The sequence below is a fragment of the Paenibacillus sp. MMS20-IR301 genome (genome assembly GCF_032302195.1).
GTDB lineage: Bacteria > Bacillota > Bacilli > Paenibacillales > Paenibacillaceae > Paenibacillus_AQ.
Genome location: NZ_CP135275.1, coordinates 1,250,459 through 1,267,243, shown reverse-complemented (window position 1 = coordinate 1,267,243; position 16,785 = coordinate 1,250,459). Strand labels below are relative to the sequence as shown.

At 42.3% G+C, this 16,785-nt stretch carries 19 protein-coding genes; 4 read left to right on the top strand and 15 right to left on the bottom strand.

What is annotated here, in order from left to right; all coding sequences use genetic code 11:
• Nucleotides 1-264: 264 nt before the first annotated feature.
• Entirely contained in the window at nucleotides 265-747 is a 483-nt protein-coding gene (locus tag LOS79_RS05530; protein WP_315416901.1) for a recombinase zinc ribbon domain-containing protein, read from the bottom strand.
• A 301-nt stretch (nucleotides 748-1,048) separates the two neighbouring features.
• Nucleotides 1,049-1,342 (bottom strand): DUF6809 family protein, encoded by a 294-nt coding sequence (locus LOS79_RS05525; protein WP_315416900.1) that lies wholly within the window; start codon nucleotides 1,340-1,342, stop codon nucleotides 1,049-1,051.
• A 112-nt stretch (nucleotides 1,343-1,454) separates the two neighbouring features.
• Between LOS79_RS05525 and LOS79_RS05520 the strand changes: the two genes are divergently transcribed.
• The gene (locus LOS79_RS05520; protein WP_315416899.1) at nucleotides 1,455-1,676 is read left to right on the top strand and encodes a helix-turn-helix domain-containing protein; all 222 of its coding nucleotides are present in this window, start codon (nucleotides 1,455-1,457) and stop codon (nucleotides 1,674-1,676) included.
• Nucleotides 1,677-1,726: 50 nt separating this feature from the next.
• Here LOS79_RS05520 and LOS79_RS05515 read toward each other — a convergent pair whose 3' ends face one another.
• From LOS79_RS05515 to LOS79_RS05480, 8 genes are all read right to left on the bottom strand, one after another.
• On the bottom strand, nucleotides 1,727-1,993 hold the full coding sequence (locus tag LOS79_RS05515) for a helix-turn-helix domain-containing protein (protein ID WP_315416898.1): 267 nt from the start codon (nucleotides 1,991-1,993) through the stop codon (nucleotides 1,727-1,729).
• Nucleotides 1,994-2,025: 32 nt separating this feature from the next.
• On the bottom strand, nucleotides 2,026-3,018 hold the full coding sequence (locus LOS79_RS05510; protein WP_315416897.1) for a hypothetical protein: 993 nt from the start codon (nucleotides 3,016-3,018) through the stop codon (nucleotides 2,026-2,028).
• Between the two features lie 243 nt (nucleotides 3,019-3,261).
• Nucleotides 3,262-4,053 (bottom strand): sugar phosphate isomerase/epimerase family protein, encoded by a 792-nt coding sequence (locus LOS79_RS05505; RefSeq protein ID WP_315416896.1) that lies wholly within the window; start codon nucleotides 4,051-4,053, stop codon nucleotides 3,262-3,264.
• 624 nt (nucleotides 4,054-4,677) lie between these two features.
• Complete coding sequence (locus tag LOS79_RS05500) at nucleotides 4,678-5,439, bottom strand: metallophosphoesterase family protein (protein ID WP_315416895.1); 762 nt, start codon at nucleotides 5,437-5,439, stop codon at nucleotides 4,678-4,680.
• A 64-nt stretch (nucleotides 5,440-5,503) separates the two neighbouring features.
• Complete coding sequence (locus LOS79_RS05495; RefSeq protein ID WP_315416894.1) at nucleotides 5,504-6,151, bottom strand: hypothetical protein; 648 nt, start codon at nucleotides 6,149-6,151, stop codon at nucleotides 5,504-5,506.
• 53 nt (nucleotides 6,152-6,204) lie between these two features.
• Nucleotides 6,205-6,909, bottom strand: coding sequence for a CPBP family intramembrane glutamic endopeptidase (locus LOS79_RS05490; protein WP_315416893.1), 705 nt, complete (start codon nucleotides 6,907-6,909; stop codon nucleotides 6,205-6,207).
• A gap of 120 nt (nucleotides 6,910-7,029) precedes the next feature.
• Nucleotides 7,030-8,508: a serine hydrolase domain-containing protein gene (locus LOS79_RS05485; RefSeq protein WP_315416892.1), complete on the bottom strand. Its 1,479-nt coding sequence runs from the start codon at nucleotides 8,506-8,508 to the stop codon at nucleotides 7,030-7,032.
• A 157-nt stretch (nucleotides 8,509-8,665) separates the two neighbouring features.
• Entirely contained in the window at nucleotides 8,666-9,451 is a 786-nt protein-coding gene (locus LOS79_RS05480; protein ID WP_315416891.1) for an SDR family NAD(P)-dependent oxidoreductase, read from the bottom strand.
• A gap of 183 nt (nucleotides 9,452-9,634) precedes the next feature.
• Between LOS79_RS05480 and LOS79_RS05475 the strand changes: the two genes are divergently transcribed.
• Nucleotides 9,635-10,288: a TetR/AcrR family transcriptional regulator gene (locus tag LOS79_RS05475; protein ID WP_315416889.1), complete on the top strand. Its 654-nt coding sequence runs from the start codon at nucleotides 9,635-9,637 to the stop codon at nucleotides 10,286-10,288.
• Between the two features lie 78 nt (nucleotides 10,289-10,366).
• On the opposite strand, the gene LOS79_RS05470 is transcribed toward LOS79_RS05475, so the two are convergent.
• From LOS79_RS05470 to LOS79_RS05460, 3 genes are all read right to left on the bottom strand, one after another.
• Entirely contained in the window at nucleotides 10,367-11,221 is an 855-nt protein-coding gene (locus LOS79_RS05470; protein WP_315416888.1) for a stalk domain-containing protein, read from the bottom strand.
• A gap of 634 nt (nucleotides 11,222-11,855) precedes the next feature.
• Complete coding sequence (locus LOS79_RS05465) at nucleotides 11,856-12,551, bottom strand: stalk domain-containing protein (protein ID WP_315416887.1); 696 nt, start codon at nucleotides 12,549-12,551, stop codon at nucleotides 11,856-11,858.
• 216 nt (nucleotides 12,552-12,767) lie between these two features.
• Complete coding sequence (locus LOS79_RS05460) at nucleotides 12,768-13,052, bottom strand: DUF6809 family protein (RefSeq protein ID WP_315416886.1); 285 nt, start codon at nucleotides 13,050-13,052, stop codon at nucleotides 12,768-12,770.
• A gap of 112 nt (nucleotides 13,053-13,164) precedes the next feature.
• Here LOS79_RS05460 and LOS79_RS05455 point away from each other — a divergent pair, with 112 nt between their 5' ends.
• Entirely contained in the window at nucleotides 13,165-13,383 is a 219-nt protein-coding gene (locus LOS79_RS05455; RefSeq protein ID WP_315416885.1) for a helix-turn-helix domain-containing protein, read from the top strand.
• Nucleotides 13,384-13,457: 74 nt separating this feature from the next.
• On the opposite strand, the gene LOS79_RS05450 is transcribed toward LOS79_RS05455, so the two are convergent.
• Nucleotides 13,458-14,171: a MerR family DNA-binding transcriptional regulator gene (locus LOS79_RS05450; RefSeq protein ID WP_315416884.1), complete on the bottom strand. Its 714-nt coding sequence runs from the start codon at nucleotides 14,169-14,171 to the stop codon at nucleotides 13,458-13,460.
• A 152-nt stretch (nucleotides 14,172-14,323) separates the two neighbouring features.
• On the opposite strand from LOS79_RS05450, the gene LOS79_RS05445 reads away from it, so the two are divergent.
• Nucleotides 14,324-15,193, top strand: a complete 870-nt coding sequence (locus LOS79_RS05445; protein WP_315416883.1) for an alpha/beta fold hydrolase — start codon at nucleotides 14,324-14,326, stop codon at nucleotides 15,191-15,193.
• Between the two features lie 90 nt (nucleotides 15,194-15,283).
• Here LOS79_RS05445 and LOS79_RS05440 read toward each other — a convergent pair whose 3' ends face one another.
• Nucleotides 15,284-16,501, bottom strand: coding sequence for a glycoside hydrolase family 5 protein (locus LOS79_RS05440; RefSeq protein WP_315416882.1), 1,218 nt, complete (start codon nucleotides 16,499-16,501; stop codon nucleotides 15,284-15,286).
• Between the last annotated feature and the right edge of the window lie 284 nt (nucleotides 16,502-16,785).

Sequence of the window (16,785 nt, the reverse complement as noted above, 5' to 3'; positions counted from 1 at the left end):
ATTTATTAGTTGTGAAACTACTACTGTTAAAAATATTCGACAAGAATTGATTTTCCCCTCCCAAAAAGACCAAATTACCCCATGCAAATGGCTCTAGAATAAATTCTAGAGGCCCTTTACTATGATTTGATATTCTTATTTTTACTACCTATAACAAACCGTCAACTCCACCCGATTTCCTTCCCGGTTATAAACAATCCGCTCCACTAGCTTCCTCAACGCCCGATTCTTCTCTTCACTTGTCACCGCTTCACTACACAGCTCTCAAAACTGCCCAATCCGTTCAACGATCTGCTCCATCGTAGGATAATTACCTTCATCCACTACCACCTTCCGCAAATCCTGCAATTCTTCCTCGAGTTTCTGAATCTGTCTTGTTCTAACAATTTTCCGCTCCAAGAAGACCTGCTTTGCAATCATGTCCTCTTCATAGGATTCATGTAGTTTATCTAATGCCCGTTTATGCTTTTGCAGCTCCTGCTCCTTCACGGCAATCATAATCTTCGTATCGTTATAACCGCGACCTTGCTGCTCGATTTCCTGCAAAATAATCGGGTCAACATTGCTGATCCGCTCATATAAAGTATCAAAAAACGCTTCGTCCAACACCTTCCCCTTCTGCTCACATTTGCTGCCATCCTTATAATGGTGATAGCATAAAGCACTCCAAAATTGGCCCTGTTTCTTGCTTTTACCGACTCTGAACTGCATTCTACTTCCGCATTTCTCACAGTAGAGTAATTCCAACAGGGGAAATATTCATCTCCAGCTATTGGGATTCATCAGCCTATTCTTCACTAAACCTCCTACGATGGCATCATGTTCTTCCTGTGTCTTCAATTTCTCATGTGTTCTCATAACCTTGATTCGTTCTTCTTCAGGGAATCTCCATTTGGCCACATTTCGTTGTTGTACGGCATAGGTATCTTGTTATCCGTTAACCATATCGCAATATGCCCAAGATCGATTCCGACTCTAATGGTTTTTTTCAGTTATTACCAAACAAAAAAACCGAAGCAAACTTACACTCCGGTTCCTTCACTGCTAATTATATGCCTTCATAGATGGAATCTTTCTCCCCACTAAAGACATCAATCATCATTAATGCTCCTATCTTATAGCCTTGGATAAAAGATAATGCTGAGTGCAAAGAATTTGAGTCACTCTGTAAATCATATAGCTCTTCAACTTGTTCAAAATCTTCTTCGGACATTTTTGTTTTAAGCATGTGCAGTACATCAATAATTCTCTGATTAATCTTCTGCAATTCCGGATCATTAGGCTTAATCAACTCATTCGGTCGTAATTTTGCGTAATAGAAATCCTCCAAAATGATTACCATCAAGCCTCCTTTCGCAGACTAATACTCTACCATGTATAAATTTTATGCGAAAAACGCATAAATAACAATATGCATTTTTCGCATAAAGTAAACTTGGCTTGGGTGAAGAGCATTGTATACAAAAATCCGCGACTTGCGCGAAGACAAAGATCTAACACAGCAACAAATGGCTGAACTTTTACATATTACACAAGCCACCTACTCCCGCTACGAGAATGGGAATTTGGATGTTCCGAGCGCCGTTTTGATTACGCTGGCTAATTTCCATAACGTAAGCATTGATTATATTTTAGGGCAGACCGATAATCCCAAGCGCTACCCTGTTAAAAAATAATATTCGCAGCAAAACAAGCTCATTTACGAACCACATGAGCTTGTTTCATGTTATTCCCCCTCCTTCAGACTAACGACTGTTATCCCTATAGCCTCTTTAATCTGCGGAATAGATAACCCGTTCGCTTTCAGCTCTTTTATCCAAAGGATGCGTGCGACGGTATCCTCTCTTTTATATCGGCGTGTTAAATTCTCTTCAGCCTGTTCAAAGGGCAGCATGCCTTCCTCGGTGTAATGTTTCAGCGTGCTGTAACGAGAACCTGTAATTCTTACTAATTCACCAATAGATACATACTCTGAGGCCAGAATCGCCTCCATCGAACGTTGCCTGGACAATAGATCCCACTCCTTTACAGTGGGCGCTTCGGAACAAGACGCACACCTTGAATCGGTACTTTCATCATTACAAAATGCGGAATCACATCGTATAGCAGATTATCAATCTTGAGGGTTGCAATTGATCCTTTTTCAATCACCGTAACTTCATGTCCATAGGAGGTTAACCTTGCAAGGACGAAGTTTAGCCTTTTATTACTATTATCAAACCAAGCCTCTGTCTCTATAAAGACTGCTTGTGACCGCTCAAGGAAAGGGAAGAAAAAATTGATACTGCTGCCCGCAGATGTCTTCACCAACTTCGACTTCAATTGCAGGAACTGTTTGACCCCTAACTCAAATCCATGATGAATCTGGGTCCGAAACAATGACTTTGCCCATAAGTTACTGACGTACAGATCGTGCATTCTGGTATTAATCTGCTCCAGTTCATTCCGCGAGAAGAAATCATGCATACATCCACTTTCGCGAAGCAGCCACAGCATGCCAATAATCTCATCCGTTACCGTTCCCTCTTCCAGAATTTCTGCCCGAAGGTTCTCTGTAATGCTTGTATACACTCCATTGTGGCTGCGATAGGCTTTCATTTCAACACCCGCTGAATCAAAATACATATCGCTTCCTAACAGACTTGGGATCTCTTCCAGCAAATTCATTGCCTTTAGATCATCCGCTAACGCGATTTCAAGCTCTTTTAATTTTTTGTTAGGCAGCATGGAAGCTTTCTTCAGACACCATCCCAGATCACCTTGCATCTCAGCATGATTATGGAGCAATGGTAATAGAACAGTTTCTCTGTAGAGCGTTGAACTGGATTGGTCCAGAGCTTCTTTGCGGATAAACAGCTTGTTATCCTCTTGTGTGAAATATCCCTCTAAGTAAGCCTCCAAAACAACCGCTGCAGCAATAGAACGCAGAGACACTTTCTTTGCATTAGTCATGTAAAGACTACTCTGTGCATTTAATGCGACCAGCGCAAAACTTTGAGCTAAATTCAAATCCGTCATAGCCATCCACCCCTACCCATGATTTGACAATCCGGTTCATGTTTCCTGTGAATGAAGAATTTTATTTATATCCGTTTTACTTACTACTTACTACTTATCACTTACCATTTACTGTACGTCACTTTCAAAATATTGTCAACGGCGAAATGCCATCCCTTGTTCATCCGAAAAAGTATTTAACCAAAACAAATACCCCACGGAAAATCCCATGGGTTCTATTAGTATTATGAGTTAGCATTCTCGTTAGCTTAGGTAATCTTTTTTCTTAAGCTCCGATACGGATTCAGTTAAAGACTGACTGGTTTTAATTTCAATAACAACAGACAAATCGTTTCGCTGAGCAAATTCCAGCCGGTTATCGATTGGAACAATTCCAGTATATAAGGGCTGATGATCCGATTTGCCATTATAATCGTGAAGATGCATATGTTTGATATGATCACTGAAATAAGTAAAGATGGATTCTTCATCGAAACCTGCCTTCGCATCATGACCCACATCCCAGGTAAGATAGAAGTTATTGAATGAACTTAACTGATCAAGAGCCTTTCGAATATGCGGAATGTGAAAATTCCCCGTGTTCTCAATACATAATTCAACCTCAAACATTTTAGCCAAATGATAAAGTTCTGAATACGAATCATAAAGTAATTCTAAAAAATCGGCTTCATACTGTTCATTAATCCAGATCTTTGTTTGCGGCAGGGTGAAATAAATCCCATTATTTAAGTGCATGTTCAGCGTTTTTATTCCTGACAGATTTGCCCACTCCATCGCTTGTCTGCAACGTTCTAGATGCCCCTTCCTTATTGACGGGTGATAGGAGGATAAATCTAATTCTTCAGGGAGATGAATTGTAAAATCGATTCCGTATTTTTCTTTGTAGTAACCTATTTCCGAAGGACTTAATTTCTCTGGTGTGCAGATCGGAAGGTTCATATTTAATTCGATAAATTCCAATCCAAGTGCTTTACATAATTGGACATTATCAGCTATAGATGTGTATTCGGCTAAAGTGGGCATTCCCAATTTCATTTGAGATCCTCGATTCTCTTTAAATATTCTATATAAGTTGAATTAAAAACTTTAGAAAAAGAGAGTCGGTGGTGGTGGGATATATAGGGGCACTAGCGACCGGTAAATGGTTGAATGTACCCTCGATTAAGAAATGCAGCCAGCCACGCAACGGTTGTTCAAATGACTAGCTTAGCGTTACGGACATGAGAGACGTTAAGCCTGCAGAAAGCTACCTGAGTGCCGGACTTGCGGACATCAGCGCCGTTATTTCACCGAAAAAATGGTGTTTGCCCATGATAAGCGGCGGATAAGGACCCTCATGTCCGTAAGCCCGCCCAAATGACTTTTTTTGAGCAAATAAAGGCTGTGGTGTCCTTCCCTGGATTGTATTGAACCAGACAGATGGCAATAGCCCTCTATAACCTGCTCCAACCCCACGTTTGGCTTCCTTAGTGGGAGCGAACGCCAACAATCGTGTGCAATAGTTCAAGCCCTATATCTACTAACTCATTTGCTTTCTCTAGTATATTCGATAAGGTTACCTAAGCATCTTTCCTATTATCATCCATCATCTCAGCCCCGTAAACCATGGCAAATGGGCGAACTCATTATTGGTGGGGATTCCTTGCATCCCGAGTTTTTTCAAGACTTTTCCCTCCTTCCCCTGCACTGATTACCATGAAAAGCTTTCATAAGAAAATCACGTTGCGGAACCTGCAATACTTCATATGATTCTAAGAATTTCGTGTTATCGTAGGAGGCTGCTTCTAAACGAACTGTAATATTGTCTTTTGCCAGTTCTACTACTGAATAGGGGGCAGCAGGTTTCGAGTTGCATCCTAAAGAACCTGGATTTAGAAAGATTGTATCTTTACCCTCAAAAAAATGAATGGGATGATGATGCCCAAAACATATTAAGTCAGCTTCGTTTCCTTTGAACAGAGAGATCAAATGATCTAAACCTGGCTCAACAATCTCACTAAAAGGGTCCTTGCTTATATGCTCATCCCGTTTGGCATGCTCCATGTGATAATGGATAAATAATATAGACTTGCCTTCGATGGTTACAGTAATTATCCGTGAAAGCTGCTCTAACGGTGTGATGAACCTTTTGTCCAGATGATCTGCTATCCATTGGTGATGCTCTTTAGCATGAGTGTGGCTTACCGGATACTCTCCCCCTTTTAAAAGGGCCAACACTGCTTCATCGTGATTTCCGGTAATCATAGAGACATCATTTCTGGCAAACAAGATTGCCAAGACTTCATTTGAATCAGGACCAATCCCTATCATATCTCCCAGACAATAAATATGTTCAATGTCCTGCCTCATGTCAAACTCATTAAGGACTGCTTGTAGGGCAGGAGCGTTACCGTGAACATCGGCAATCACTCCAATTTTCATAAGCTAACGACACTTCCTTTGTCTGTATTGCACATTCTTATGTATGTCCCTGCGCTGGGAAGGCTTACAAAATAAACACAACCGCAATCATCACATAAGAATACCGGATGTTCTTTTTCAAAAGTATGTATATAGTGCCATATAGAAGAGACATGAAGAACGCATAAGCACCAGTCGGCCCGCCCTGCAGTAGAATATGTATAAGCCCCCATGTGAGAGCAAGAAAGAATCCTCCATAAGGCAGACCGCCTCTTTTAAAGAGCGTTTCACCGAATTTTTGGCCAAAAGCAATTGTCAGCAGAATCAAGGCCGCTTCGAATAAGTAATAGATATTCTGGGCAATAAATCTAACGATCCCCTTGTACTCCTCAACCGGCTTAAAGCCGCCCCATACAATGGTAGTAGCAGCTATTGCTATAACAGAAATCAGAGCCGCAAGTAACCATCCCTTGGAGTCAGGCGCTTCGTTTAACTTCATAAGATCAAAGGCGTATTTCTTCCTTGAAAGCCTTATCAGTAATAGAGCCATACTTCCCCACAAAATGCATGTAAGCCCCCAGTGTATGCAATGATGGATGAGGGTATACTCAGAGCTTTCAACCCCCAATATAGAAGGCAATAGCATTGACAAAACAACCTCAAGACCGAATCCTGCAAAAGCGTATAAACCTAATGCAAGATAATCGCTTGCCCCAATCTTCTTCGCTTCCATAAACTGAATCCTCCCAACCAAGTTAAATTTGTTTTTCATTGCAGAAACAGTCTTTAACTGAAAATCAATCCAGTCAATACAAAAACTAAATTCATATAAATATGCATCAGTATGGACGCAACAAGCCCCTTAGACCGTATGGCCGTTCCTCCCATAAAGAAACCTCCAACTGAAAAGGCGATGCACATTCCAAGCGAAAACCCCAAATCATAATGAGCCATACCAAAGAACAGGCTGGTTACAATTAATCCATATACGTTTCCAGACCATTTGACGAATTGGTTAAGTATAATCCCTCTCCATACTAGTTCCTCCAGAATTGAATTAACTAGCGAAAAAAGCAGTCCATAATACAACAGAAGCCTTAATGAGCTGCCATCTAAATGACTTATAAAGAAATATATAAAGAAACTTGACCCAGCTGGCGCTACAAACACAAAGATAATGAGAAACCTCCATACCGGATCTTCTTTTCCCCGCCAGATAAAAGGAAAAAAGATACTGGATTGGAAATCTCCAATACGAAAAAACTCAGAATTAAAAACACTCCGCGGAGCCAGGAAAAGAAAAGGCAGAATATACCCGAGCACACTAAATCTCGAAACAATAATCCGGACTTCGTCTGGCATTCCTTCGTAATAAAAAACTGCAGCAATCCCTTCCATTAGAAAATGTGAAATGGTGTATCCGATAAGAAAAAGAATTAGCATTTGGATACTTATTTGAACCCGATTTCTCAATTGCATTCCTGACTTCACTATTAGTACATACCTCCAGCTATGTATTTATCAAACCAATTAATATATTTCTACCATATCATAAATTAACCATTTATATAAACTACTTACATAACGCAGCGTTATGTTAAATATAAATGATCAGCGGCGGATACGGACTAATATCATCGACAACACGCAGCTAATCACAGCAAGCCCCATCCACAACAATACGGACCAGGATAGCCAGACGCTAATCATCGAGTAATTATAATTAATCAAAAAAGGCCAGATCAGCACTAAGAGTAACAGCAGCGATCTAACAATCAGAGTTGCACGAGTCCGGAGCTTGTTGCTCCGTTTGGCTTGTTCATCCAAGATGTGCTGGTTTATCCCCCCGGCCAGTGAAATTACCTTAAGAGTAATTCCGATAACCGATAACAGGACTAACAACGATGCTACCCAGTCAATAATGATGTTGCTGTCATCATATTTAAAGGTGTGCATAGGCTTCCCGTTCATTAGTTCATACATATTCTGAGCAATTAGCGAAGGGGCTGTTGAGTTCAGATTGGTGAGTACGAATACCGCCTCCTGCCGCCCTTTATCCATAATGACCTGAGAGGAATAATTCGGGTTACGCCCGCTATGACTGATCACCTGCCCGTCCAGGTCTTGACTCCATCCGAAAGCATAGAACTGGTTCTTAGCTTCAACTCCGGCTGTCCGGATATCAACCTCATGGGATTGCTGAATGGCGTTCCTCAGATCCTCCGGTATTTCGCCTATGCCCAGCTGCGCATTGATCCAGTGCTCCAGATCCTTGATATTCGTTACCAGGTACCCCGCAGCCATATTCCCGTAATATCTGGGGGCATTGTACGCTACGCTTTTTCCAAAAAACACGCGATAGCCTTGCGCAAGCTGCTCCGGCTGCTCCTCCTGTCCTGATGAAAAATAACTGTCCGTCATCCCCAGCGGAAGCAGGATATGCTCCGTCACATAATCCTGATAGCGCATGCCTGTAACCTGTTCAATAATCATCGCCAGAATATCATAATTCACCGTGGCATATTGATATGCAGTCCCCGGATCTGTATCCAGCGCAATGTCAGAGAACTTATGTATGGTTGTAGCCAGCATTTCCGTACTAGACCCTTCCGGAATTAGTCTGATGCTCCAAGACGGTATACCGCTGGTATGAGCCAAGAGCTGATTAATTGAAATCTCAGCCTTCTCCCCCTTATAGGTTGGAGCAAACCAGGGAAGATGTTCTGAGATATAATCGGAATACGCCAAGCCCCCCTCTTCTTGTAACAAAATAACAGCCAGCGCCGTAAACGCCTTGGTCGTCGAGCCCAGCTCAAAGAGTGATTCCTCCGTGACCAGCTTTTCTTGTTTCGCATCCGCGTAGCCGTATGTCTTAAATTCTGACTTGCCCTGCTTGGAGGTTACGACCGCTACGCCTGGTGTTGCTGTTTTGGCCATTATGGTTTCCACCATGTTCGGCTCACTATCGTAATTCCCTGACGTTATTAGAGTTCCAAGCTCATGCCAACAAACAATCGTCGTGATGATTGCGATCAGCAGGATGGCGATTGCTTTAGTGATTGTTCCTCTTCTCTTCGGTATCTTGTTCATGGTTAATCTCCTTTAGATTCGTGCATCTCTTACTGAGGGCACCTCTAACAAATAAGACGTTAATTGCATGCGAATCCCTGCGAAACTAGATTTTGGTTGTAATAAAAAAACTCCTGCTGGAATGTTAGCAGAAGTTTCATAATAATTGTCTCACGCGTTAATGACGTGGCCGGAGCATTCTCCCAACAACAAAAAGCATTTGTTTTCTTGTGAAGAGGCGGGGCATTTGAGCTGAAATATAGTTTTTCACCCCTGGGATTGCAAATACCTTTTTAGCTTGAAGCGCGCGAATTGCTACCTGAACAACATTGTCTGGAGTATCCCGCTTACCTACAGAGGCCTCTTCCGCCCCCACAATATTAAAAAACTCAGTCTCCGTAGAGCCGGGACATAATGCAAGAAATTGTACGCCGCGTTTTCGGTTTTCCTCCCACAGCGCCTCTGTAAATGATAACACGAATGCTTTTGTAGCCCCATATACCGCCATATTAGGAGTAGGCTGAAATGCTGCAGTGGATGCCACATTAATAACCATTCCGCTTTTCTTTTTCAACATATCCGGTAAAAATAAATGAGTAAGATCTACTACCGCCGCTACATTCAGCATCACTTCATCATGTTGTCTTGCTCCTGACAGCTGTTCAAATAGTCCATGGGTCGCGAAGCCTGCATTATTAATTAGAATATCAACCCTCAGATCACGCCCAGCACATTGTTGGTAGAGCTCCGCCGCAGACCCTTTTTGAGATAGATCAGAAACAATTACCTGTGCTTGAATACCGTGTTTTATATGTAGTTTCTCTGCTAAAGCAATCAGCTTAGTTTCCGAGCGGGCAACTAAAATCAAGTGGCTTCCTCTTGCTGCAAACTCATGCGCAAATGCTTCACCGATCCCCGAGGAAGCACCTGTTATCAGGGTCCATTTGTTTTTTATTGCTATCATTCAATCACTTCTCCTTTTTGATTGCCCATCAGAAACAGTGTTTCTATACGAATCATTGTATCTAATTGAAATTACGTTGTCAAATAAAGAACATAATCATTCTGAACAGCTGGCTTATTTAAATAGATACCTGTAAAATATATTGAACAAGAAAAAACTAAAGTTCTAAAGGTGTGAAATTACATGCAAAATTCATCCGGTATCCCTTCCGCTGACAAACATCAGGTTACAACCTACGCAAAGGTCAAGCTTCAGCATAATGAACTGTTAAGACGCAACATTATTGAATCCGCTGCATCAATTATGCTGAAATCAGGTCCTGAAGCTGTAACGATCCGCAGAGTAGCTGAAATAATGGAATGTCCCACAAAAGTAATTTATAACCTGTTCGGAAGTAAGGAAGGTCTGGCAAAAGAACTTTTTTTGGAAGGCTGCAAATTGTTAGCTGATGCCTTTCAGGCCGTTCCCCTGCAAGCAGATCTCAAACAATATTTTCTTGACCTTGGGCAAGCCTATTGGGATTTCTCGAAGGATTATTCAAGCTATTATATGGTCATGTTTGGAGGGGCCTTTAGCGAATTCAAACCGGAAGAGGAAAGTTTACAGGCAATGGTAACCGCATTGCAACAACTAACCAACATGATCTCAACAGCCATTGAACAGGGATATATTGCTGAGAAGGACCCCTTTATTGTTGTTAATCTTGTTTGGGCATCGCTGCATGGTGTTATTCACCTGTATTCAGGGGGACATATTCAAAACGAAGCAACAGCAAAAATGCTGTACGACAGATCCCTATTAAACTTAATTCATACGTTTTATGGGAGCGGCCGTTAATTAAGTGTTGAATTTAGCGGAAGCAAATAAGCTCTTGTTATTCTCACAAGAGCTTATTTGCTATTCAAGAATTCATCACTATGCAATCGTATTACTGATTATTTTCAGGAACCCGTTCTTGGTAGCGGTATCCATGTTTTGATAAATAAGCGTTCTCGCTGCCTCGCTGAATAAATACCATTGGTCTGAGGTCGCATCATGTATTAAGCCTTCTGGATAGGGCTTTAACATTTGCTCTGGAAAGGATCTGTTTATAGTGTAAATGTCATAACGCTTGATGCTTTTACCGTTCGCGTCCAGAAAATCGAATTGTCTTTCTTTATAATAAGATCCCGGAATATCAATGTTAGAGGTCCACGAATAATGTTCAGGAGCTTCGACCTTGTTGCCCAAGTTATCAGTAATAACATCATGAATGGCTGTAATGTATGCATTTCCTTCGATTTGCTGAACTACACCGCCCATGATCATGTGATATTCTTCCTGCAATGCTTTTATTTTGACTTGATCAATAACCAAAGCTTCAGAATTGACCGTCACTGTAGAATTGCTGTAACCCACCTGGCAGCCAAACGTTTCTGAAAGAAAACGAAGCGGAACCATGGTTCGGTTATTCTTTAAATACGGCTTTGCGTCCAAAAAAACAGACTCTCCATTTTTCGTTACGTTACCGCTGTTTAATTTCAATTTCACTTGCATATTGTTTCTCGTCAGGATGATTTCCGAGTTAGTCCCAGTGACCCTTGCGCCTAAATTCTCACTGATCACCCGCAGAGGTACCATGGTGTGACCGTTTCTAATTTCGGCTGCCACATCGGATGAAATCACAACATCGTCAATCTTGATTTGAATATTCCTCGCTGCCGCATGAGCAGGTGAAGAAGCCATCGCTAATGCAAACATGAGCATAATTCCTGAAAGTACCTTTTTCATAATATCCCCCCCTTCTATAACGTTGTAGTTTCGTATGGACCGCCATTAAGCTTAGCGAATGTCGAGCTTTGAATCGTACGTTTTTGTCCGAAGAATTTATTAAATAATGACATATTATTTCTCCTTACGTGTTGAGATACGTTTGATATGTAAAATGAAGTCTATTTTAACAGTGAAATTATACCACATGTTTCCTTTTACATCCTATTAATCAGGATTTTATACCTATAATAGTTTTACCTCACATAGCGTATCTTCGAAGTAGCTGTTATCATTTCAAACAAAAACCGGAGTGAAAATTCCACCCAGGCTTTCTAGCAATTGATGTAGATATCCCTAAGGCAATCCTGATTAAGCTGGCAGAATTCCACCAGACGAGTACAGATTATTTATTAAACAGGACGAATCAGAAGGATTCCTATCCAAAAAGTTAAAGTATCCGCAGCAAAACAAGCCCTTGTGACAATCACAGGGGCTATCTCCTTTGGTAGTATGGACAGGCTGGCCCAGCAATTTAGCAATCTAACTATGGCTATCTCCTAAATGCATTGCTGCGAGATTTGTGTTCTCTTTAGAGTAACAGCTGCTTTAATTCTTCTCAGATTTTCCTTCCACTATAAATTAACTTACAATGTCACTCCACTTCCATCCACAAGGCATTCTGCCGGTCATTAGAACTTGATAAAACAATCAATCCAGACTGGGGACCTTCCGGGACTATAAACCCAACCCAGCCGTTGAAGAATTCCCCTTTTGATACGCTGGGCAAATATTTGTGGAACATAAAAGAGGGAACTCCCTTCGGAGTGGCCGGGTCAATATATAGAAATCTATAATTGTCTATTGTTAGCGATGCTCCAGGCTTCTCAGATGCTAAGATTTCAAAATTCACTTTTACAAAAACATAGGTATACCCACTTGGAGCAGGCTCTGTTTTCTCTTGAAGGATTTTCGATGCATCCTTTCCTGTACTCATATCTTCAATAGTGACTGAACCTATGTACTTATCATAATTATCATTAATTTCAAAATATGCTTTTGAACCGAAAGGTAATGGATTGGCCTTGGTGTATCCACCGTACATACTATTGTCTTCTCGCGAGATGCTGATTGTCTTTGAATCAGGCATAACGTGATATGAGCCTCCCATTCCTTCAATAACTGTACGCAAAGGTACATAGGTTACCCCGTCAATGGCCTTTGCTTCTCCTTTAATTGCAGCCCCATTTACCTTTAAAGAGTAACTTGTAGTGGCCGCATAGACCGTGATTGATAAACATGCTACTGAAAAAATAGTAAGAAAACCTGATAACATTAACTTTTTCTTCACTATTGTTACACTCCTTCACCTAAAAATTATATGTGCGAAAATTAATGCCTAATCCCATCCATTATTTTAATGCTCATTCATCATTTTCTTTTTATTATTCGACAAGGTTTCCTTTCGTCCTTTTAAATGCACTAAATTCCTCCATCTGAATTACATTTTCAACAACAAAAACCGAAGCAAATCCCTTCGCCCCGGTTAACTCAACCACTGTTCATTTCATTCTTTAGCTTCACTTTCTCCACTAAAAACTTCAATCATCTTCAAAGCCCCAATTTTATATCCCTGAATAAATGATAATGCAGCTTGCAATGCATTCAACTCTGTTTGCAAATCAAGAAACTTCTCAACTTTCTGAAACTCCTGTACAGTTAAGTTCTTTTTAAGCTGCTGTGATGCTTCCATGACTTTTTGGCTTAGTTCCAGAATTTCCGGATTATTTGGCTTAATTAGCTCATTGGGATGCAGCTTTTCATAGTAGAAATCCTCCAGAATAATCTTCATCAGGCCTCCTTTTTAATGACTATAGTATTATTATGTATAAATTTTATGCGAAAAACGCATAAATAACAATATGCATTTTTCGCATAAAGTAAACTGAGCTTAGGTGATATCCTTGTACACAAGAATCCGCAATCTGCGCGAAGACAAAGACCTGACACAACAGCAAATGGCTGAGCTACTACATATTACGCAGACTACTTATTCCCGCTACGAAAATGGTAATCTGGATCTTCCAAGTGCTGTTCTGATTACATTAGCCAATTTTCATCAAGTGAGCATCGACTACCTATTAGGGCAGACAGATAACCCCAAGCGCAATACCGCTAAGTAGAGCATTCACAGCACAAACAAGCCCCTGTGCCAATCACAGGAGCTCTTTTTACGTTTAACTATACTAACTCTCACTTACCCTTCCTTCTCCCCACCCCAAACCTCCAAATACTTAACCGCCTCCGCAATTCCCTTAAACTGGATGACAAGCCGTTTATTCAGATTTTCCAGCGCCAGCTGAAAAGACTGCTCGATCTGCTCATTATCCTGCGTGTCCAGATTATTAAGCAGGCTCTTCATGTTGTCGAAGTAATAGACGGTTTTTCGCAAGCTGCTGATGACCAGGATTTTGCGCAGCTCGGCCAGGGAGAACACTCTGAATCCATTGTCCTGGTTTCGTACTGACCGGATGAGTCCTTCGGCTTCCCAGTGGCGGATCGCTGAAGTGTTCACGCCTGCTATCGCGGCTGCTTCTCCTATATTCATCTGTTCCTTCAATTGCACATTGCGGTAACGGGTGAAATCCGTGCTTCGGATCATCGTCAGAATCTCTTCCACCCGCTGCTTCTCTATTTGAATCTGATATTGCTGTTCATTCAAGAGCCACAGGGCTTGTTCCATGCTCCCTTGCTTCATCAATCTCATAGCTTCATACACAACCGGGATCTCATAGCCTTGTAATAATACTCTGATGGCAGTGAACGACTGCAGGTGTAACGGTCTATAGTAACGGTAATTGCTTGGAGTCCTCGGTACATCCGGAATGAGACCTTGCTCTTCATATCTTCTAAGTGTTGTGGTGCTGACCTGCAAGATATCTGCAATTTGGTTTGGGGCATATGTCTCCATCCGCTCTCCCCTCCTTCAAGTAGAACCTTTAAGTGCTACGATAACATATCCCGCTCATAACCCGCAATCTATCTGGACCGGGGTTCCGTAAGCCGGAAGCTTGCATGAATGTTATAAGATTGAGGTATAACGTTCACAGGAGTGATGATGAAGTGGAAAAGATTATTAAATTGTCAGATGAAACAGAGCTGCAGGTGGGTCTCATTGGAAAACCCGGTTCTCCGGTCATTATGCTTCCTGTTGCCAAACCATCCGTAAACGGGCAAGAAGCGGAGAATCTGCGGATGTGGGGAGTAGATCCTGAACTGGGCCAGCATTTCATCGAGGGCCTCAACGATACGTTCCAGGCACTTTACTTCGACTACGAGGGCCACCGGCTCAAGCATCCGAACCCGGACCAGCTTACCCCGGAGAGCATTGTCCAGGACCTGCTGACCATTGCGGATGAAATGAACGTCGGCAAGTTCAGCTACTACGGTTATTCTTGGCTGGCCTTGGTTGGATTGCAATTAGCCATCCGCACTGACAGGCTGGAGGCTTTGATCATGGGCGGTTTCCCGCCAATGGATGGCCCTTATCAGGAAATGCTGATCGTAACCAACCATACGTACCGGCAGGCTTTAAGCAACTTGACTCTCTCAGATACCGATGTACAGATCCCTGCTGATCCGGATCCAATCGATTGGGATAACATCCAGGTGAAGATTAACCCGGCTCAAACGAAACAGTTTGTTACGATGTATGAGAGCTTAACGGATTTCCGTGATCGTGAGATTCAACATCTGCTGGAACTTCCAAGACTCGCTTTTGCTGGAGAAAAGGATACGATTGTGTATGGGGATAACTTCGGCAATGTAACTGTAGATATTATCGGCGCGCTCAAGCAAAATGAGTCTGCATTAACCGGGCTCGGGTGGGATGTAGAAGTCGTAGCGGGACAAGATATGGACCACACCAAAGCTATGCAGCCTGCCACCGTTCTGCCCCTACTGAAGCCTTGGCTGATTAGACATTTGCTGTGAAGAAGCCGAACTATCCGGCGAAAATATTATTTATAGCACAAAGAAGCTCTTGTGATTTCCACAGGAGCTTCCTTCAGCTAAACCGCCCGATTATTGCATGCCTTGCATAATTGCATTGATTATACCTTGCTGGGTTACGGTGTTATTCGTACGGTTGAACAAACCGAACCCGTGCTGGCCGTTGTAGCCGTTATCCCAATAGATCGGTACCGCTTTGTAGGTCTTGGCTGCCGCCGTTACGGCTTTGGCATAAGCTGCACGATACACGTTACTGCTTGAATCATAGGCGGATTTATCAATCGAACCGAATTCTCCGATCACTACAGGGTAGCCTTGGGTAACAAATTTATTGTACATGGACTGGAGCTGCGAAATGAGATAATCCTCTTGTCCCCAGGTTGATTTTTTGGAAGGATTCGTGGCTGACGCTCCCCACTGTGTAATGTTCCCTGATTCCTCGCCCGCAAAATCCCACGGGGAATAGTAGTGGGCGGAGATCATGATTCTTTTTTCCGAAGCAGGAATTGTAGTCGATCTGTAGGTATCGGTAGGAAGCACAAATCCGTAATTGCCGGCCGTGTAGTCGATATTCGTGTTCCAGCCCGGAACCAGCAGCCATCTGGCGCTATTGTTGCCGCTTGTCTGTCTGACCGTATCCACGAAGATTTGATTGTACGCATTAAGGTTGGCGTAATATGCCGAATTCGGATTGCTATAGCTGCCGTCAAACACTTCGTTCATCGACTCAAAGATAAGCCGCTCGTCGTAATTGACAAATTTGTCGGCAATCTGCTGCCATACCTTCTGATACTTCTGTTTGATGACAGTCTGGTTGCTGCCATTGACTAAAAGCCATCCGCCCTGAACGGAATTGTAACCATCCCCGTGAATATTAATGACCACATACAAGCCTTCATTATAGGCGTAATCAACAACTGCTTTCACACGATCCAGCCATGCCGAATTGACCGTATATCCGGGAGCGCTTCCAATGTAATTCAAATAGGAAACCGGAATACGAATTGTTTTGAATCCTGCTGCTTTCACCTTTTTGATTAGTTCGGGAGTTACAGTAGGGTTCCCCCATGCTGTCTCGCCGGGTGTACCATTTACCGATGCCTCAAGCTGATTGCCCAGATTCCATCCGGCTCCCATCTCGCTGACGATCTGCGAGGCCTGCAAGGATCTGAAGTCTGATGTAATAGGTGATGCCGCAGCTGCGCGCCCGTTCCATCCGCCAAAGACAACTGAAGCCAGTAATACTAGTGCTAGACAGTGGATTCCGCTTTTTTTCATTTGGACTAACATGCCATTACCTCCGTTTATAGGGTGGTTGTATATTCACTGCATTATTGACTCCGCTGAAATGAAAGATTATCCTGTTCGCAACCAGCGGCATTACGCTTGCCATCTTAAGTTATTTTGTCGTTTGTATCTTCCTCCCTATGATAAAATGGTAAATATTCGTTCAACCTATCAGATCATGGATGCGCTTTCATAGCAAAGATACCACATATGCCATATTTTGTAAACTCTATTCAGAGATGTTGTAGATAGAAAAAGCCGGCACGTAGGCTCTCTCTACGCTCCGG